General features: G+C 69.4%; 16 protein-coding genes. 2 read left to right on the top strand and 14 right to left on the bottom strand.

Translation table 11 applies throughout. The features are described from left to right. Positions 1–85: 85 nt before the first annotated feature. From ACVNF4_RS09715 to ACVNF4_RS09755, 9 genes are all read right to left on the bottom strand, one after another. A complete protein-coding gene (locus tag ACVNF4_RS09715; protein ID WP_461802303.1) occupies positions 86–328 on the bottom strand; it encodes a hypothetical protein in 243 nt (80 codons plus the stop codon). Continuing rightward, the gene (locus ACVNF4_RS09720) at positions 325–1,578 is read right to left on the bottom strand and encodes a restriction endonuclease-related protein (protein WP_461802304.1); all 1,254 of its coding nucleotides are present in this window, start codon (positions 1,576–1,578) and stop codon (positions 325–327) included. The genes ACVNF4_RS09715 and ACVNF4_RS09720 overlap by 4 nt, the downstream gene beginning before the upstream one ends. Positions 1,579–1,633: 55 nt before the next feature. Continuing rightward, positions 1,634–2,860 (bottom strand): helix-turn-helix domain-containing protein, encoded by a 1,227-nt coding sequence (locus tag ACVNF4_RS09725; protein ID WP_461802305.1) that lies wholly within the window; start codon positions 2,858–2,860, stop codon positions 1,634–1,636. A gap of 166 nt (positions 2,861–3,026) precedes the next feature. Then, positions 3,027–4,013, bottom strand: a complete 987-nt coding sequence (locus ACVNF4_RS09730) for a thiopeptide-type bacteriocin biosynthesis protein (protein ID WP_461802306.1) — start codon at positions 4,011–4,013, stop codon at positions 3,027–3,029. Between the two features lie 25 nt (positions 4,014–4,038). Next, positions 4,039–5,148: a lanthionine synthetase C family protein gene (locus tag ACVNF4_RS09735; RefSeq protein ID WP_461802307.1), complete on the bottom strand. Its 1,110-nt coding sequence runs from the start codon at positions 5,146–5,148 to the stop codon at positions 4,039–4,041. Next, a complete protein-coding gene (locus ACVNF4_RS09740; protein WP_461802308.1) occupies positions 5,145–8,156 on the bottom strand; it encodes a lantibiotic dehydratase in 3,012 nt (1,003 codons plus the stop codon). Before ACVNF4_RS09740 ends, ACVNF4_RS09735 begins: the two co-directional genes overlap by 4 nt. A 64-nt stretch (positions 8,157–8,220) precedes the next feature. After that, on the bottom strand, positions 8,221–8,412 hold the full coding sequence (locus tag ACVNF4_RS09745) for an FxLD family lanthipeptide (protein ID WP_461802309.1): 192 nt from the start codon (positions 8,410–8,412) through the stop codon (positions 8,221–8,223). A gap of 67 nt (positions 8,413–8,479) precedes the next feature. After that, positions 8,480–9,727 (bottom strand): methyltransferase, FxLD system, encoded by a 1,248-nt coding sequence (gene fxlM, locus ACVNF4_RS09750; protein WP_461802310.1) that lies wholly within the window; start codon positions 9,725–9,727, stop codon positions 8,480–8,482. Between the two features lie 101 nt (positions 9,728–9,828). Next, positions 9,829–10,440, bottom strand: a complete 612-nt coding sequence (locus ACVNF4_RS09755) for an ATP-binding protein (protein WP_461802311.1) — start codon at positions 10,438–10,440, stop codon at positions 9,829–9,831. Positions 10,441–10,631: 191 nt separating this feature from the next. Here ACVNF4_RS09755 and ACVNF4_RS09760 point away from each other — a divergent pair, with 191 nt between their 5' ends. Next, entirely contained in the window at positions 10,632–11,951 is a 1,320-nt protein-coding gene (locus ACVNF4_RS09760) for a DNA-binding protein (RefSeq protein WP_461802312.1), read from the top strand. 6 nt (positions 11,952–11,957) lie between these two features. Here ACVNF4_RS09760 and ACVNF4_RS09765 read toward each other — a convergent pair whose 3' ends face one another. The 5 genes from ACVNF4_RS09765 to ACVNF4_RS09785 all read right to left on the bottom strand — a co-directional run bounded on the left by ACVNF4_RS09765 (position 11,958) and on the right by ACVNF4_RS09785 (position 18,356). Further along, a complete protein-coding gene (locus tag ACVNF4_RS09765; RefSeq protein WP_461802313.1) occupies positions 11,958–12,983 on the bottom strand; it encodes an NAD-dependent epimerase/dehydratase family protein in 1,026 nt (341 codons plus the stop codon). Positions 12,984–13,083: 100 nt separating this feature from the next. Further along, on the bottom strand, positions 13,084–14,769 hold the full coding sequence (locus ACVNF4_RS09770; RefSeq protein WP_461802314.1) for a relaxase/mobilization nuclease domain-containing protein: 1,686 nt from the start codon (positions 14,767–14,769) through the stop codon (positions 13,084–13,086). Beyond that, complete coding sequence (locus ACVNF4_RS09775) at positions 14,766–15,392, bottom strand: plasmid mobilization protein (RefSeq protein ID WP_461802315.1); 627 nt, start codon at positions 15,390–15,392, stop codon at positions 14,766–14,768. Before ACVNF4_RS09775 ends, ACVNF4_RS09770 begins: the two co-directional genes overlap by 4 nt. A 116-nt stretch (positions 15,393–15,508) precedes the next feature. Then, positions 15,509–16,426, bottom strand: coding sequence for a DUF2637 domain-containing protein (locus ACVNF4_RS09780; protein ID WP_461802316.1), 918 nt, complete (start codon positions 16,424–16,426; stop codon positions 15,509–15,511). A 400-nt stretch (positions 16,427–16,826) separates the two neighbouring features. Continuing rightward, positions 16,827–18,356 (bottom strand): DnaB-like helicase N-terminal domain-containing protein, encoded by a 1,530-nt coding sequence (locus ACVNF4_RS09785; RefSeq protein ID WP_461802330.1) that lies wholly within the window; start codon positions 18,354–18,356, stop codon positions 16,827–16,829. Positions 18,357–18,630: 274 nt separating this feature from the next. Between ACVNF4_RS09785 and ACVNF4_RS09790 the strand changes: the two genes are divergently transcribed. Next, entirely contained in the window at positions 18,631–19,173 is a 543-nt protein-coding gene (locus tag ACVNF4_RS09790) for a helix-turn-helix domain-containing protein (protein ID WP_461802317.1), read from the top strand. Positions 19,174–19,195 lie beyond the last annotated feature (22 nt).

A 19,195-nucleotide genomic window follows, 5' to 3' on the forward strand; every position in this document is an offset into this window, starting at 1 on the left:
ACGACCTCCCTGGCAGCAACAGCACGACAGGCCACAACTCCCACGGGATCGCCAACCCTACGCCTGACCAGCGGAAACACAGTCCTCAAGTCCGGAAAGACAACAGCTTCTGAGCCATCAAGGTCATCACTTGGCGGATCAGGTTTCGTTCGGCGACGGGCAAGTTCGGCCATTCTGACCAGGCTTGCGGCTTGCGGTGAGCGAAGAATGTTGCCTCCTCGAAGCCTGCCAGAACGTGTCCCTCGTCGTCCTTGCGCGGGAAGTAGTGCGCTGCCAGCGCGAGCGCTCCGGCGAGGCCGGCCTCCGCCCCTGTCATGTCCCCGCTCATGCCTGGCCTCCCTTGAGGTGCTTGACGACCATCTCCAGGTAGTCCGTCGCAGTCATTGCCGCCTTCATCCCGTGTCTGCGGCACACTGCGTTGAGCTGATCGACCTGCTCCTTGCGGTGGTCGGGCACCACCAGATACTCGGCCCCGCCCCGGTCGCCGCCATCCATGTCGAGTTTGCTGACCAGGTGATTGGGCCAGGTGTAGTCCTTGAAGTCGGCCATGAACCGAGGCTCATTGTTGTTCTCATGAGTTACCCACAGGTCACACTGATCGCCGTTGGGCCACAGATGCGAAGCCCAGGGAGTGCCGTCGAGGCTGGCTGAGACGGCCCGATGCAGAGCCAGTTCGGGAAGCCCGGGCACAACGGTGTATCGCCACACGGGCCGCACAAGCGCTACCGTCTCCGCCACCGCTCTGGCTTCCGGCACGAGCGGAACAGCACCGGTCCACAGCTGGGCAAATCGCCCTGACGGCACTCGGCACTCGAATGTCGGACTCAACTCGGGGGCCGTCTTACGGCGAGCAGTCACAACGAACTCGTAAGACGCGCCCGTTTCCTCATGCCAGGGGTACAGGCAGCGCACCTGCCCGCGAATGCGCCCGCTGGATCGGTCTGTCGTCACCTTCATCGGCCACTGGCAGGCCGGGCAAGGCCACCACCAGCCGTTGTACTGCCCGTACTGGGAGATCGGCCCATAAAAATCGTTCGCACGGGACGGCAGGTTGAGGGCGGCGAGGTCCTTCCTCGGGACGGTCGGATTCTCGACCAACGTCCTGCGGTGCCTCTCGTAGAACGGGCCCTTGATCGCGCTGAAGACGGACTCCTGGCTGTACTCGTCATCCAGCTTGGGCTTGGTCACCTGGCCGTTGAATTTCCCGACTTTCTGCGCGGCGCGCATGACACGCTGCGCCTCATGCCGGAAGTCGAAGCCTTCTTCGGTTGCGACGCCGTCGCTCTCCAACAGCCGTACGCCCGCCAGTTCGTCGGCGTTGATCCATTCTGGCAGTAGCCGCTCGAGAGAACCCGCTCGTTCACCGGTGAGTCTGCCCATCAGTTCGTCGAAGGGGATGTGGTGGCCGGGCCCGCATGCGGCCATCAGGATCCCGTGGGCTTCCATGAGGCGGTCCAGACGTTGAGGTCCGCTCAGGTCACCGACGGCCATCGCGTGCTCGCACACCGCGAATGCCTTGACGATTTCCAGCAGGACGTGGGTTTGCTGGACCGTGGTCGAGTCTCCGTGTCGCATCATTGGCAGGGAGGCTACGACACGGCACTGACAATGGGCCTGGAAATCACTCAGTTGATCATGAGAACTCCGCTGCGATGCAGCCGACTTCGACGTTCGGGTACAAAGAGCGGTAGGTGTCGATGTGGTCGGCGATATGACGTCGCCCGGAATCGGTGAGGAACCAGCGGTACGCCCCGTGGTCTGCCCCGTCAGGGAGGCGCAGAACAATGAAGCCTCGGCTGGGTGTACGCCCGTCGGGACTCTGGCCGACGGCAAGGTAGTGCGGTCCCCGTCCGGCGAGGCTGCCGTCCACGCCTTGCACCCCTGCCTCCGCGACACGAACCACGATTTTCCACAGCCACGGTGACAGCAGCGTTGCGGGTGGTGCTGGAACAGGCGTGACTCCGAGCGCTGCGCGTGCGACCGCTCGGCCGCGCCGAGTCATCTCTACGCGCGTACGAGGGACATCCCCTAGTCCTTCGACATATAGACGATCTCGGTAAACGGTGATCAGGCCCCGCCTGTCCAGTGCGCTCACGGATGACCCTGTTCCCGGATCGTGAATGCCGGCCTCCCGGAGCCGCTCTTGGATGCGGGTGAAGCCGACAAGGTCGGCTGGAGCACTGAGGGCCAAGGTCAGCCGACGCCATGCTGCAGCAGGCCGCTGAGCCTCCCCTGCATAGCGATTCTGGCGCTGTTCCTCTTCTGCTTCCTGGTCCTGGTGGAAGATGCACGTCAGGTAGCTGCGTTGTCGCTCGTTGAGCTCGCGCCAGGTTGTCATTGCCGTCTCGGATGTGTTGCGACGTTGACGGACCGGAAGTGCGGGAGCGGGGTCGTTCGGGCGGGTACGGCGCCAGGCGTCAATGACTACACGGTCGGAAATTCCATAGACCTGGGCCAGCATCCGAGCCACCTTGCCCTGAGTTTCAGGGGACAGCCAATCCCGCCCGCTCACTGGGCGGCCACGCTCAAGGTCACGTACCTTCTCGGCGCTGATGTGGAGACCTTGCGAGGCCCGCTTGCGTCGAAGGAGCGAAGCGACCTCGGCGGCGCTCATACCTGCCCGGCGACGTAGATCCTGCAGTGTTTCGGTCCCCCGTTCGCCTGCTGTCAGGTCTTGCGCGTCACAGCGCAGCACCTTCAGGAGGCGCCCGAAAGTTCGGTCGCCTACCGCTTGAGTTCCCGCCTCCCAGCGCCGCACGGACTCAGGGGAGACACCAGTGGCCTTGGCCAACTCCTGCACGCTCATGCCTCGAAACCCACGCTGCCGTTCCAAAGCCTGAGGAATGAGGGACTGTGCCATGGCTCCCAGCAAAACGCAGTCGACGGGTCGGAGCAACCACCACCCAGATTCGAACGGTACCGAGTCAGCTACCTGCTTCTCGTAGACGCCCATTCGGAAGGCATCCGAGCTGGGCCACCCGGAACCGGTTCGTCTTGGTTGCTGCGTGCCTTGCTACATGTCGGTATCAGCCAGCCTCTCCCCCGAGGATCGCCTCCCTCGCAGCCCGTGCCCAAATGGCCTGCTGGCGCGTCGTGAAGCCCATGCGGTTCCAGTGGAAGAGGACGTGCCGGGCGAGGATGCTCCGTGTGCCGAGCGCGAGCCGTCCTTCGCGACCGGCGTTCCCGAGGCTCTGGCCGCCGTGTTTCATCGCGTCGGCCCAACCGGCAAGGGGAGCCAGCGAGTTGCCGACAGCGAAGGCGGACTCGGTGTCGGCGGCCAGGAGTTCACGCACCGCGTCGGTCATGGCCGTCACCCGCTCCGGCGGAACATCATCAGGGAGAGCCCGCTTGGCTTCGACGCGCGCCCACACATCGCCCTGCTCGCTCCATTCCTGCCCGGCGGCGCGCAGGAACAGGCTGGTGATGATCAGCGAGACCGCCTTGGCGTCGAGCGGGATGTCATCCTTCGTCCCCGAGCCACGCAGGTAGTCGAGTACTCCCACGCTGTCTGCGTGAAACAAGCTGTGAGCGATCCTCATCCCCTCGGCCCTGCCGAAGGCCACCGCCTCGGCCTCGTACGGCGACGGCCACCACCGTCTCACCACACCCCACGAGACCGCGCTGTCGAGAGCTTTCCGGAGACGCTCCGACGTGTACCCGGCCCGCGCCTGTGGCCCATGGGCGAGGCGGAGCCGCCAGCAGGGGAACTTGCGGACGAACCACCAGGCGCCGATCTCCCCCACGGCACTCGCCTCACGAAGAGGCATCAACAAGTAGGTGAGGAAGGCGGATTGGGCGGTCGCGTAGTCGGTGAACTCGATGTTCACCTGCTGCCAGTCGGAGGACGCCGACCGCGCGTCGAGCGCCGCCCGTCCAGCGGCCCGGTACAACTCAACGGCCTCGGCCAGCTGGCCCGGTGACGAATCCAGCCGGACGGAGACCTCCTCGACCGGCGTCCCGGACAGGACGGCGAGGACCGCCTGCTCAGCCACTCTGCTGTCGTGCAGGTCCATCTGTTCTACTCCTTCCTCAGCCGTGTCAGACAAGGAGCAGGCAGGCATCCCAGTCACCGCCCGGAGCCTCGTCCGCCTTGACGCCGTCGAAGGCGAGCGCAGCTCCGGCCGAGCCTTCGAGGAAGCCCGCCTCGGTCGGCATCTCGGCAGCGAGGAAACGCTCGCTGAGCCGCGGAAGGAACCGGGTGAAGGCGGCGGATTCGTCGGCGTCCTGGGCAACGCGCTGGACGGTGCGCAGAAGACCGCCGACGCCGTGGCACAGCCCCTGGCCGGTGAGCCTGTCGAGCTGGTGGGCGTCGGCCAGGCAGGACAGAAGTGCCCGTTCGGCCATGCGTTTGCGGTCCGCGTCGCCCAGAGCGAGAGCCGCGAGTTGCTGCGCACGGGCGATACCGGGGGTGCCGTAGCACCAGGACGGAGTGTCCGAGTGTTGGTGGACCGGCGTGGTCGCGGTTGTCCATCGTGGCCAGTGAACTCCCTGGTGGGCGCTCACCCGTATCTGGTCCAGCCACCGGCAGATCCGCCGCATGGCCTCCTCCTGTCCGGGCACGATGACGCCGCGCAGCTCGGCGAGTGCAAGGAGGGCCAGCGGGCCGGTGATGCCGTGGGCGAGGCCGGCGTTGGCGTGGCCACCGGGGGTGGGTGAGCCGAGATTGACGGGGCTGTGGGCCACCCACCAGCCCAGGCGGGTGCCGGGGAGCGGCTCGGTCAGGCGCACCAGGTACTCCAGGACCCCTCTCAGCACGCCGAGTTGGCGGTCACCGCGTCGAAGGAGAAGAGCGCCGAGCCCGGTCAGACCACGGAACAGGTCGTACTCGGCGAAACTCGTCGGCTCGCCACGGTCGATGCGTGCGTGGGCCGCCGTGAGCCGACGCCGGGTGTGCTCGGCGACGATCCGGTCGAGCGCGTGTACGGCACTCGCGTAGCGGTCGCTGTCGGCGGCGGCCTGGTGCAGGACATACGTCATCGCCGGAGCGCCGAGGAACAGGCTCGCTTCGTCGCCGTCGATGAGAGGGCCGATGGCGGCGAGTTGGCGATGAACGGTCTGCCAGGAGCAGTTGTCCTGGTGGGCACGTTCGATGTGGAGCAGCGCGATGCCGAGGTGGCCGTGGGCCAGGGACTGCCGGTAAGCGGTCATCGCCGTCCTCCTGCGGCGCGCGTCGCCCACGACAAGGCGGTGGCGCGGGCCAGGCGGCGGCAGGCGGCCTCGCCATCGGGGTCGATGCCTGCGGCCCGGTTGTGGTGCATGTGCAGCAGGGATGGCAGGACTCCGGCCGGGTCGGCGCCGCAGTCGTCGAGCGCGGTTCGGTAGCTCTCCAAGGCGGCGCGGCGATAGGTCCAGGCGGCGACCACGCGCTCTCCGCCCGGCAGCGCGCGCAGTGAGGCGAAGTCGTGGTCCGGAGTGGACAGACGGGCTGCCTGCTCCTGGACGGGACGCGGCGGAGCCGTGCCCTTGGCCTTCGGGAGCCGCTCGATCAGCCAGCGATGCCCGGCGGCCGGGCTGCCGGTGAAGGCGGCGGCCATGTCCGTGAAGCTGGCCGCCGTCACGGCGGGACGCAGACTCGGCGGTATGCCGAGGGACAGTTGGGCGACGGCGGCAGCGGAGTCGGCGGCGAAGACCAGTTCGGCGGCTTCCAGTGCCCGCCCGGTGCCGTAGCGGCCGGTCTCGGGCTCGTCGGTGTCCCACTGGATACGGCTGACCAGCCCGGTGTCACGGAGTGCCGCCGCCCAGCCGCCGACGTGCCGCGCGACGCTCCCGAAGTCGTGAGGCAGATGGAGCCGTAGCCGCAGGTGGGGGCCGGTGTCGTCGTATCGCGTGAACCACCACTGCGGCTCGTCGCCTTCCCAGTCCCGGAACAGGGCGGGCAGGTTTGTGGTCAGGATCTCCGGGGTGCGCTCGGGGTGGCAGTAGACCTTCAGGTAGGTCCATGGGGAGGTGCCGGGCAGTCGTCCGGCGTCCCGTCGCAGGACCGTCGACGTCAGTGTGGGGCGGTTCGCAGGGGGCAGGTTGGAGGCGAACGGCATGGTGATCTCGTGGGTGCGGCCCAGCCAGCCGTACGACTCCTCGTCGGGCGCCTCGTGCAAGGTCACCGTGCCGGTGCGGGTCAGCTCCATACGCAGCAACTGCTGGTGGGCGAGCTGGTCCAGATCGAGCCGGAGCCGTTGGTCGTCCGAGCCGAGGAAGACCGAACGGGGTACGCCGTAGCGACAGCGCCAGTCGGTGAAGCGGCGCAGCCAGCCAGGTCCGTCGTCGAGTGAACGAAGGCGCCAGCGGGTGGGCGAGAGGACCGTGCGGCCGGAGCGGATCTCGGGCAGGAACGGCATACGTTCGGCGGCTCCCCAGACGAAGGGCGCCAGCACAGCAACGTGGGAGCGGGGTACTTCGGCAAGGAAGCGGACCAACGGGTGCGTGGCGTTGGTGAGTTCGACCGCGTTCATCACCGACGGCTCGATGAACTCCCCGGTGGACAGCGACACGAGGTAGAGCCGCTGGGAATCCGCCGTCACGGCGAGGTCGTCCAGGTCGAGCGTGACGGCCGAGTTGTGCTCGCCCAGCGAGATCAAGTGGGGGACGGCAGCGGGCGCCCTGCTGACGTTCTGGGTGCGCAGCCGTAGCGGCGGGCTGGAGATCTGGGCGCGCTCGGCACCGGCGGTGAGCGTGGGCAAGGCCGCGTACGCGGCGGTCATGCGGTCGCGGTCGGCGGGCTCCAGCAGGGTCAGGAAACGGCCGGTCGTGGTGCCGGCCGACTGGGACAGGCCCGCGAGGTTCAGCCTGAACCTGCCTTGCTGCAAGGCGTCGAGCGAAGGAGCGAGCACGGTGAAGCACAGTTCGACGTGAGCGGGAACCTGCCGGACGTCGCCGACGGAGAGCGCGGCGAGGTCGTCGTCCGTCAGCACGACCTCACGCACCTGGTTGACGGCGGCGTCCTGGGCGAGCGCGAGGAGATGCTCGTCCCGGAGAGTCGTGGCCCGGACCGGGCGGTCGAGGACCGAACCGCGATAGCCGGCCGGGAAACCGAGGCCGATGTCGGCGTCGGTGAGGTCGCGGACGGGTACGAGGGTGCCCATGCTGTAGCGCTCCAGGAAACGGGCGCGGTAGTCCTGCCAGGCCGGTGGTCCCGCCGGGTACGGCGAGATGCGGGCCATGACCTCAAGGGCTCGTTCCGCTTCATGGGCGACCGCGGTGGGTAGAACGATGTCGCAGTCGGGGCGCAGGCTCACGACCAGGGTCCGTTCGGTGACGTCCGTCAGCGCGGTCATCTGCCGGGTGGCTTCCGCGCGGATCGTCCGCTGCTGGTCAGGGGGTGCGCTGTCGTGCCGGGCCAGAAGACGGTGGACGTGCCGGAGCTGGTCTGCGGTCTCGTGCTCTTCCACGGCGTCCAGCCGGACGACGAGGTGGCCGAGGGCGTCGTCGCAGGTCATGGGCGCCCGCAAGGCGGTGAGGAGGATGCAGTGTGCGACGAGACCGCGCACCATGTCCTCGATCGCGGAAACAGCGGCAGAGGGGTACTCCGCGCGCAGTTTGGCGATGATGTCCTCGACCGTGATCGGGCTGCGAGCAAGCCGGAGTACCTCCTCGGCAGCCGGAGTGCGCCGGAGGATCACCTCGGCGGGCCCGTCCTTTCCCGGCTGGTGGGGTACCGCGATCTTGGTGCCCCGGACGACGTGAGTCCGGTCGGCCACGACCGGCAGACGCCGCAGCAGGCCGGGATTCCCCTCCAGAGCGGTGACGACCTCGGCGAGCCACTCGGCGTCCGCACGAACGGAAACCTGATGCCGGGTGCCCCAGTGAGCTCGGGCCTGGTCACCAAGGCGGACAGGCGCGGGGCCGGCGAACATGCCGAAGGGGGTGGCACGGTGCCGCATCCGCAGCAGGTAGCGCATCAGCGACACGACGGTACGCCGGACGTTCCGGGGCCTCCGGTCACGGTGTTCGAGTATGCCGCGCACGGCCTCGGCGAGCAGAGGACTGGCGACCTCGACGGCCGCCGACGTGGCGCCGTCCGCCCAGACTTCACCGATCCACTCCCGCTGGCGCTCCACGTCTGCCGGGGTGCTGCCGTTCAGGTCCGGCCAAGGAGGCAGCGGGGCCGCGAGGGACTGCGCGGCTGCTCTGATCAGGACCGCGTCAACGGCTCGGTACATCGCTCTGCCTCCTTCGTGTTCCTGGTGGTGAGGGGCGGGTCCTGCCCCTCACCACACCGGATGGTCAGCCGCTGACGCAGGTGCTGTTGGAGCAGGCGGACTGACAGGTCGAGCCGCAGCCGTCGCCGGTGTCGTTCAGAAGACCGGGGACGACCGGGGCGGACGCGATGGTCTCGATGGCGAGGTCGAAGTCTGCGTCGGCGCCGGCCACGAAGTCCGTGGCGGCCTTGAGCGCGAAGGTGCCCTGCTGTGGCATGTCGAATTCCTCCTGTACGGGTGAGTGGGATGTGCTGTGCCTCCCCGGCCGGGGGACGCTTTTCGCGTTACGGCCAGGTGATCAGGACCCGCGTGTGCGGCCGGTCGACAACCCGGCCCGCGGGAAGCTGCGCCACCGGTGTACTCACCGGGTGGATCTCGACCCGCGCGCGGTCCGCACGGTGTCCGCGATCCCAGTTCTGGATCTCCTGGACCAGGCGCTCGGCGACCTTCCGGCCCTGCGGTCCGTGGCCGACGGCGCCGAGTTCGAACCGATCCGGGTCCTCGGTACGGCGCACCGTACGGTAGGCGAAGCTGTCGCCGTGGACGAGTGTGGGCACGCCGAGCGGGGACGCCGAGGCGACCAGGCCGCGTTCGCGGGCGGCCGGTGTCGCGGCCAGGAGTGGCAGGTTGTCCAGCGCGGTCGTCAGCCACAGGTCCAGGTGCTCGTTGGACTCGTCGCCCGCGAGCGTCACCCCTGACCAGACGTCGGTGCGGGGGCTGCGCAGGGCGGTGCGCAGCGCGTCGGCGTCGGGTTCGGGGTGGCCGTCCAGGCGCAGCCCGACTTCCTCCCCCTCGGCGTCGTGGAGCAGAACCAGGCTGACGCGGTTCTCACCGGCCCCCTGCATGGGCACGAAGCCGCACAGTTCGACGCTGTCGCTGACGAGCCGGTCGCCGTGGCGGACGAGTGCGACGGCGCGCGTCATGCCGCGCATCCGCAGCGGTACGACGAGCCGCCCGCCTTCGGCGAGTTGAGCGGTCCAAGCGGGCGGGACATCGGCGGCCTGGACGGTGACGACGATGCGGTCGTACGGAGCGTCGTTGGCCCAGCCGTACTCGCCGTCGGCGGTGACGGCGCGGACCTGCCGGTCGTAACCGGCCTCGGTGAGGAACCGCCGGGCGGCCTCGGTCACGTCAGGGTCGATGTCGAGCGTGACGACTCGGCCGGTGGGACCGACGATTTCCGCAAGGTAGGCCGCGTTGACGCCGCCTGAACCGATCTCCAGCACCCGCATACCGGCGCGGAGGTCGGCCTGTTCGAGCTGCATGGCCTGGATACGGGCGGCGGACACCGAGCTGATCGCCACACCGTCGGCGTCCTTCTTCGTGATCGCGGCGAACTCCGTCTGGTAGGCCGTCGCCAGGTCCAGTTCGGGGGTGGCCAGGTGCCGGGGGACCTTGCGGAACGCCGCCACGACCTGCGGGCTGCGGGCGGCACCCAGCTCGATCAGCTCCCGGACCATCGCGTCACGCGACTGCTGTTCCGACCCGGACGATTCCTCCGGGCGGGTGTTTGTGACGGGAACGTTGTTCACGGACTCTCTCTTTCTCGGCTTGGTCCGGGCTCCCAGGTGACGGGTACGGGAGCCGTGACCGGTCTTCAGTTCGCCGGCGGGTCCGGCTTTCGCGGAAGCGGTCAAGGCACGGCTTCCAGAGAAGCGGGCCGACCGACGTGCTTGACGGCTCCGGAACCCAGCGAGCGGCTGCACCACACCCACTTACCACCGCGGTGTGCTCGCGCACGGCATCCCCAGTTGTCCGAGAGGGCCTCGACCAGGGCTAACCCACGGCCCGACTCGTCCTCGGCGGACTGCGCCCGCGTGACCGGCAGGCCAGGGGAAGCGTCGGCGACCTCGACGAGAACCAGGTCCCCACGCTGTTGCAGGACCATCACGATGGTTCCCTCGCCGTGTTGCGCGGCGTTGGTCACCAGCTCGGACACGACCAGGGTCAGGTCGTCGACCAAGCTGTGCAGGCCCCACGACGTGAGGGTGTCGAGTGCCGTCCTGCGCGCCCTCGCCGCCGCTCGGGGATCAGGCTCCAGGGGAACGGCGATCGCTCGGAGGACACCGCCGGCTGTCTCTCCCTGAGGAGCAGGTGGGGGGCTTTCCTGCATCACGGCGAAACTCCTGGGGAAGAGACGGACAAGACCGAGCCGAGCCTCAAACGCCTTGTACTTCGCTGGTGTTGATGCCCTTGTGCTTGGTGATGGCGAACAGATTGAGGGCGGTGCGGATGTCGTCGCCATGGCCCAGGGGGTAGCGTCCGGTGCTCTTCCGGGGGAGAGACGTCGCGTGCGGGTAGCGTCGAAGTGTCTTCTGCGCCAGGAGTGTTGCGTGCGCGACCGGTGGCGGGATCTCTTTTCCTGCGGGGGACTCGCAGGCCCACAGGGGCGGCGACAGATGGTCAGTGGTCTTCTTTGGCCGAGAGGGGCCGACGATGGATGAACGTCCCAGGACGCTGCTCAAGTCCTTGGTGGCCCAACGCCACTGGCGCTACGCCGACTTCGTGGCCCACTTCGGCCGGGTTGCCGAGAAAGTGATCAAGAAGGGCGCCGCGAACCCGACGATTTCCGAGGCACAGTTCCGTCGTTGGACCGCCGGAACCATCCGCACCCTGCCCGGACCGGACGCCTGCCGGGTGCTGGAGGAGATGTTCGGTGTCAGCGCCGCCGCCCTGTTCCAGCCGCCGCCCTCACCCGAGTCACCCGCACCCGCGTTCAGCCTGAAGGACGAGATCGACATGACCGCACGCGACGCATCGAGCGAGGCCGGCGCCGCCGCCTCGGCGTCCATCTCCGACACCACCCTCGACCAACTGCGCGACGATGTCGCCGAACTCGCCCGCCGGTACCACTCCTACTCGGCATTCGAAGTCCTCCAGACGGCACGCAGGCTCAGGGAGGAAGCCGAACAGCACCGGGACCGCACCCAGGTTCCCGCCCAGCAGGAGGACCTGCTGATCATCGCCGGTCAAGCCTGCGCGCTGCTGTCCGCCGCGGCCTTCGACCTCGGCTCCCTCGACGGCTCCACCCGGCTCGCCCGCGCAGCCGCGCTGTACGGCGAGACCGCCCGCTTCACACCGTTGCGAGCCTTCGCCGGTGGCGCCCTCGCCTACATCGCCTACTTCTCGGGACGCCCCGCCGAGGCGGCTCAGATCGCCCAGCGCGCACAGATGTTCACCGGGCTCGGCGATGTCGCGCACCGCCGCCTGGCGGCCATCGAGGCACGCGCCCACGGCCACCGAGGCGACGCGGTGTCGGCTCAGCGAGCGCTTGACGCCTCCCGCCGAGAGGGACGAGACGCGTTCGACGACCTCCACGACGGTGTAGGAGGGGAGTTCGGGTTCACCGACGAGCGACTGGCCATGTCCAACAGCTCCACCTCCCTCCTGCTCGGCGACGGAGAGCAGGCCGAGGCCGCGGCCCGCACCGCCCTCGACCTGGTGACCGCCAAACCCGAGGCACTCCGCTCCGCGCGCGTGGTGGGCGGAGCGGCTGCGGACCTCGCCGCGGCCCGCCTGCTGAGCGGAGACCTCGACGGCGCTGCCGATGCCCTCGACCGCGTCTGGATCGTGCCCGGTGAACAGCGTGCCACCGGCCTCCTGACCCGCACCGCGCGCGTCCGCCGCCAACTGGCCGACGAACAATTCCGCCGGACACCGCTCGCCGACGAGATCAGCGAGCGGCTGGAGCACTTCAGCCGCCTCGCCGCACAGCACCAGCTAGGAGCCGGCGCCGTGGCCGCGCTGGAGGGCTGAACCGCCTTACGACGCGGACGCCAGGGAGGCGAGGATCTCGGCCTCCTTCTCGGGAGCGAGGCCGTGTTCCGCCCAGCGGGGGTGTTCCACGGGGCGGCCGTCGCCCCGCAGCCACGCCCAGGTGTCCGCGATCGTCTCGGTGAGCGGTCGGCACCGCAGCCCGGCTGCCACCGCCCGGCCCGAGTCCACCGACCACGCGCCCGCGTGCGTACGCCACAGCGGCAGTTCGGTCCACTGCCGGACCCCGTGCCCGACGAGCGTCTCCGGCTCGACCCACACCGGGTGGCCGTTCGACTCGGTGACATCGAGGCAGGCGAGCAGGAAGTCCTTGAAGCTCAGCCCTTCGGGGTGTGCCACGTTGTAGGCGCCGCCAGTCGTGGCAGCCGCCTGGTCCACGGCGAACGCCGCGACGTCGCGCACGTCGACCGGCTGGATGACTCGCGCGGCCGGTGCCGGCGCGAGCACTGGACCACCCCGGTCGGCCCGGTTCAGCCACCACGGCAGCCGCCCCACGTACTCACCCGGCCCGAGGATGATCCCCGGCCGCAGAAACACCGCCCGGTCCCCGAACGCCTCACTGACCGCCCGCTCCCCGCCGGCCTTCTGGAACCCGTACTTGGTGGGCGAACCGTCCGCGCCGGTGTAGCCGAAGGAGGCGTCCGCGTCCGACGGACACTCCAGTACCTCCGACGACTCGGTCAGCGTCCGGTGCGGCCACCCCGCGTACACCGACACGGTGGACACATGCACCCACCGGGAAGCCGCGTCACGCAGGGCCTGCGCTGCCAGCCGCACTTCGCGCGGCGCGAGCTCGGAACTCGACGTGTCGATCACGGCGTCCCAAGGACCGTGTCCGGCCAGCCGGTCGAGATCCGCGACTTGCGTGCGGTCACCCCGCACCGAGCGCACCCCCGGCACGTCCTGCCCGGACCGGCCACGGTTGAACGCCGTCACGTCCCAGCCGCGACGCAGGGCCTCCTCGACGACGCTCTTGCCCAGGAACCACGTACCGCCCATGACCAGAATCCTCATACCCAAGATCCTGCCCTCCACCGGGGCCGGGAAGAAAGGGGACCCACGCTCTCCAGAGGTCACCCCCAGGGGAACAACGGGTGACGGACCTCTGCCGGGATCAACGGCGCGGTGCCCGTGAAGCCGAAGGCCCTGCCAGACGCTGTGTCATGGCCTGACCATTGGCGGGGCGGCTGATCCGAGTGGGTTCTATGCTTGGTGCGTAGGCGGGCAGGTCGGCTCGGCGGCGCAGTCGCCACACCAGGACGTCGCTGAGGGATTTGGCGGTGCCCAGTTCCCGGCGGGCGGCTGCCTCGGCGAGCAGAGCGCCGGGCTTGTGGCCAGCGCGTTCTACATCGGCGAGGGTGGCGGCCAGGGCGTTCCAGCCGGGTTCGGTCAGGATGGTCTCGGCGAGCTCGGGCAGGGCGGTGCGGACGGTGGTGGCGTGGTGACGGCGCAAGGACGGGGCGAGTCGGCGGCCACGTTCGCGTAGCACGGTGAGGGGTTCGGCGGCTGCCTGCCGGTAGGCGTTCCGCAGGTGGGCGGCTGTCCGCCGGGCGGCTTCGGCCTGCTGGGCGTGCTGGCGTCGAGCGTGCCAGTGGGCGGCGGCGATGACGAGGAAGATCAGTGTGTCCAGGACCATGGCGGTGCTGGCCCCGTCCTCGCCCCGGCCGAACGCGGGCCCGCTGTACATAAGATTGCGGGCTGCCTGGCGCAGATCCTGCGCGTGGCGGAACTCGGCTCGGGTGTGGGATCGAGAGGCGCGCTCGAAGTTCCGAGCCGCCTGACGCAGTTCGTCGCGGGTGTGGACGGCTGAGGTCTTGGCGAGAGCATCCAGAACCTCGCCGGTGGCGGCGATCTGCGCGGCAGCCGCGCCGTCGTCGGTGTGGTCGAGGACGAGCAGCGCCGCCCAGACCGCGTGGGTGGTGGAGCGTCGTGCAGCGGCGGGTGACGAGGGGGCCGGTGGTGGTGTGCTGGTGGCGAAGCGTTCCTGGAGGCGGGGCAGGGACAGGTCTGGGGCGAGGGTGGATCCGGCGTAGTAGACCGGCTTCTTGTCGCTGTTGCGGTCGTCGGGCAGGGCAACCGTGTAGCCCTTCAGGTCGCCGGAGGGCAGGACCCTCGTGCGTACGAGCAGCCCGGAGTCCTTGAGGCGGTCGAGGAACTCCTCGGTGGAGGCGGCACCGGCCATCGCGTGCCGAACGGTCTCGCGCAGTTCCTCGCGCGCAGCGCGGTCCCGGCCCAGGCGATCGGCCTTGTGCCGTTCGGCGCTGGTGGTGCGCTTCGCCGCAGTGCCGTCGCCGGGGGCAACACGGTGGAGACCGTAGTCGGCTTCGATGAGGCGGGCTTCGGCCTGGGCGCGTTGGCCGGAGCGGTGGTGGTCGGGGCGGCGGCCGTCTTCGCGGACGAGGGTGGCGATGATGTGGATGTGGTCGTCCGCGTGGCGGACGGCGGCCCAGCGGCAGCCCGCGCCGTCGCCGGGGTCGATGCCGGTGGCTGCGACAGTGCGTCGGGCGATGTCGGCCCACTGGTCGTCGGTCAGGATCGGGTCGCCGGGGGCGGCGCGTACCGAGCAGTGCCACACGTGTTTGTCGGGCCGCTGGCCTTGGGCGAGGAGGTGGAGCGGCTGGTCGAGGAGGTGAGCGAGGTCCTTCTTGGTGGCTGAAGGGTCGCGGCCGGGGTCGGGGGCCAGGTGGTCGAAGGAGGCGACCAGGTGCGGGTCGACGTGCTCCTCGTGCGTGCCCTTGCCGTAGAGGTAGTGGAGCAGGCCGAGGGTGCTGCGGCCCTGCTTGTGGATGCTGGGGATCAAGCCGCCTCATCCTCCTGATGGTTGGCCACGCGGTCGACGGCCTTCTTCGTGGCGTTGGCCGCGCGGCGGATGTCGGCGATGACTTCCCTGAGGTGGGGCGCGTCACCGCCGGAGTTGAGAGTCTTGGCGACCTGGTTGAGATTGCTGCCGGCCCAGCCGAGCTGCCGGCGCATGGCGAACAGCTCGGTGAGCACATCGCGTTCGGTGGCGATGGTGGCGGCGGTGCGGGACTGGTCGCGGGCGGCGGCCAGCGCGGCGTGGGCGAGGAACCCGGCCAGACTCATGCCGACGGCATCGGCGCCGGCCTGGATGATCGCGTGCTCGTGATCGCTGAGGCGTACGCTCTGGGCGGGACGCTGCTTCTTCTCGCGCGGACGCGCCTTCCCCCTGACCTTGGTCCGGCGCTCGCGCCCGATGTCCCCTCGCCGCGATCCGCCCTCGGTCGCCGCCTCTCCGTCCGGCGCCCCCTGGCGCTGGACGGGCCCCGCCGCCCTCGGGGCGGGGTCGGGTTCGAGCGCTCCCCCTGCGGGGGAGTGTCCGAACCTCCAACTTGCTCCGCTGTTGGTCAGGGCGGTGGTTACCTCTCGCTGATGGTGGGGGAATTCGTGGTGTGGGTCGGGCATCGGGTGGTTCTCCGTGAGGTGCTGGTGTCGGATGCTTCACTGCGGGGTTCCCTGGCCCTGTTCTTGCTGGTGCAGTGACACAGGGGGTCCGGGAGAGGGACGGTGCGTCGCCGGAGTCAGTCGGTGCCGACGGAAGTTGTGCGGAGTTCCGTCTGCTGCGGAGATACGGGGCCGGTCCGGCCGGCGCGCTCGGCTTGCAGTCGGTCGCGCAGGACACGGGCGCGCTTCTGGCCGATCCGCAGTGCGCCGCGCAGACGTTCGGCGGTCAACCGGTCGTCGTCCCAGTCGGCGGTCAGGAGTCGGGCATCGTCGAGGACATCGGCGTCGGTACGCGTCCGGTCGGCGCTCGACTCGGCGGCTACGATCCGGCGCGGGGTGGTCCCGGCCGACTCCGCCACGGTGATGGACCGGGGCGGCCGGGCCGTGGGGGCCGACTCGTCGGGGTCGGTCGGCCGTGTCACGCGCGTTTTCACGACCTTCACCGGGGGCGACTCGACCGGTTGCTCTGAGGCCGACTCAGCCTGGTCCGACCCCGACTGTGCGCCCCGGTTGTCGGCTTGTTGCCTGACCGACCGTGCAGAGGTTTCTTCGAAGGAGTCGGCCGACTCCGGACCGTGGTGCAGCACCTTCGCCACGAGGTCCGAACCGAAGTAGATCGACCCGACCGGGAGCGAGGTCGCCAACAGCACGAGAGCCCAGTTCGCGGGGTTCCAGTCGGCCAGTCGGTTCCACCGAGCCGACGTGGTGTGCAGGGCTGGGACGAGACCGTGGACGTAGTTCAGCAGGAGGCTGGCGATCGTGTAGGCGGCCAGGACCCGCAGCGCGACCTTCCGTTCGGCGCCGGTCAGCACCAGCGCGGCGATCAACGCGAGGGCCATCAGTCCGTCGACGACGATCGGGTAGAGCAGGGCGGCGGTGGAATCGGCGCCGATGGCGCGGGCCACGTCGGACAGGGCGTTCCACGAGACCCGGAAGGCCATGAGGACAACGGCCATCAGACCAAGGACGAGGGTGACGCGTCCCTTCCGGTTCACGCGATTCCTCGCAGCGGGTGCGGGTGTTCGGGGAGCGGTTCCAGGATCGCTGCGATGTCCGAGGGCCTCGTCCTCGGTGGCCGAGACAGGTGGCACGATGCCGCGATCGGCTCGGGGGAAGCTTGGTACAGGGGAGTGCAAGGAGTGATCTCCAGGGTGGGGAAGCGGTGCCCGTCGGCGAGGGCGGGCGGCGTTCACGGAGGGGGCGTACACGCGGGCCCCCTTCTAAAGGGGGCCCCGCGCGTGATCGCTTGGGTGCGTGTACGGCGTGGACGCTTGCGTGATCGTGTGACCTGCGATTTCGCGTGGAGCGTGTGCGCTGTGAGCGCTTCACCGCGCTGTATGGACGCGGAGGCCGCGTGTACGGTCGCGTGAACGCCCCGCAGGGGCAGGGAAGGCTTCAGCCGACGGCGGTGAGGTGGCGGGCGGAGGGGTAGTAGCGGGCTTGCTGGCCACCCCCAGCTCCTCCGGCGATGCCGTCGGCCTTGGTCGCCAGGCCGCTTTCGACGAGGCGGCTGAGGTGCCGTCGCGCCTTCTCGATGTCGGCGCGCTCGGGATCACCTCCGCCGATGAGGACGGTCGCCAGGTCGCGCGCTGTCAGCCCGTTGGGGGCGTTGCGCAGCAGGATGGCGGGGTCCTTGGTGGGGTCGACGATGGTGGTGCCGCGCACATGGTCGTGCGTGACGTCCAGCGGGCCGACCTCCCCGGTGGGGGTCTTGAGGTGGTGCAGGGTGACGGCGGGGTCGCCTGCCCTGCCGGTGACGAACAGGACGCTGCCTGCGCCGGCGGTGATCCATGTGGAGCCGTAGACCTGGTCCAGGCTGGGGCGTTGGACGCGTGGGGCGTCGGCGGTTGCCTTGCGCTGGTGGTGCAGCTCCAGGATCTCCACGCCGCCTCGCAGGGCGCGCATGCGGGCGTTGTGGAAGGCGACGGCGAGGCTGTCGTCGACCATCGTGCTGACGGCGTCCTTGAGGCTGTCGATCACGATGGTGTCGGCCCGGTGGGCGGCGGCGAGGTCGGCGAGGAGGTCGGGCTCCTTGTCGAGGGTGGCGGGTAGTGGGCCTTCCCAGACCACGAGCCGCTCGCGCAGGATCTTCTCGTCGGTGGGGAAGACGCGACGGGCCATGGCCTTGGCGATCTGCTTGGGCCGGTCCATGGCCAGGTAGAGCACCCGCCTGCTGGGCGCGACGGGCATCTCCAGGACGGTCTCCTGCAGGCCGATGCGGGCGAAGATCACCTGATGGGCCAGGGTCGTCTTGCCTACGCCCGGAGCGCCGACGATCATCAGGCTCTCGCCAGGTGCCCAGACGGTCTTCTCTCGGGTGCCCCACAGGGGTTCGGCGTCCGCACCGCTCTCTTTGACGAACGACCATCCGTCGGTGATGAACCGCGAGAGTCGTCCCTGCCCCGAGGCCAGGGCCCGCTCGCGCTCGGCCCGGACCTCACTTTCGACTTCGCTGCGGATGGCATCGGGGTCTGCTCCGGGCTCCGTGGCCCGCTGCATCGTGCGCAGACCAGAGGCGCGCAGGCGCCGCAGCTCGGACATGCGGCGCACGATCCCCGCGTAATGGGTGGCACCGCTGACCGAGGGCGTGGCGGAAGCGAGCCGGTGCACGTACGGCGCACCGCCGACCCGCTGCAGGTCGTCCTGCTCGCGCAGCCGGTCGCAGAGCACGATCGGATCGGTGGGTTTGTCCTCGCCGCGCAGGGCGAGGATGGCCTGCCAGACCGTCTCGTGTGCCGGCCGGTAGAAGTCCGGTCCATCGAGCATGTTCCGGACGGCGTCGACCACTGCGGAGTCGTGCATGCACGCGCCCAGCATGGCGGCTTCGGCGTCCGCGTCGTGCGGCGGCACGGCGGTGAAGTCGTCGAAGGGGTGAGGGTGGCTGTGGTCGTCGAAGTGTGGCGCGGCAGGACGGCGTTCGTCCATACTGGGCACTGAGCTCCTCACGTGCGGGCCGCATGGGACGGCGAATCCCAGGCCACGCAGGTCGATCGTTCAGGGATGGGCGGTTACGAGGGTTCGAGCTCGGTCCCCGGTGTTCGTAGCACCGGGGGCTTTTTGCGTTCACCCCCGTGCGGGGGCGGACGACCCACATTACCTGACGTTTTCGGAAGCGCAATGGTTGCATTCGGATGTGCAATGGTGTTTCCTTGGATCATCGCCCCGGGTGTCCCCTGGGCCCGACCGAGGAGGTGGAGAGATGAGCAGCGAGGAAGGGGCGGCACGTGCCGGCCCGGACCGGCCCTTGCCCGAGGACTACGTCGCCCAGCGGATCAAGCTCGAACGTGAAGCCCGCGGCTGGAGTACGGTCACGCTGTCCGAGCGGATGGCCGACGTCGGCCACCCCGTCAACCAGGCTGCCATCTGGCGTATCGAGAGCGGCAAGCCGAGACGCCGGGTCAACCTCGACGAGGCCATCGGCTTCTGCAAGGTCTTCGACCTCGACATGGATGAGCTGATCAGCCCTCCCGGCCAGATCGCCAACGCGCACGTCCGTCGGCTCATCGCCGAGTACATCGACAAGTACAAGCAGCACCTCGCCGCCCGCAAGGAAATGGGCCGGATCCAGGGCGAGTTGCAGGAGTACACCGACGCCAACCCGAATCAGGAAGACCTGGTCAAGGGACTCCTGACGCACGAGCTCGCGGTCGCCACCAACGGCGAGTTCCACCGCCACTTCCCGCCGTCGAAGCTGATCAGCTACCTCGGCGAACACGTCAACGACATCACCCCGACGGACTGACCGGCCTGCCGACTCTCGCTGC

The organism is Streptomyces sp. S6, assembly GCF_054880855.1.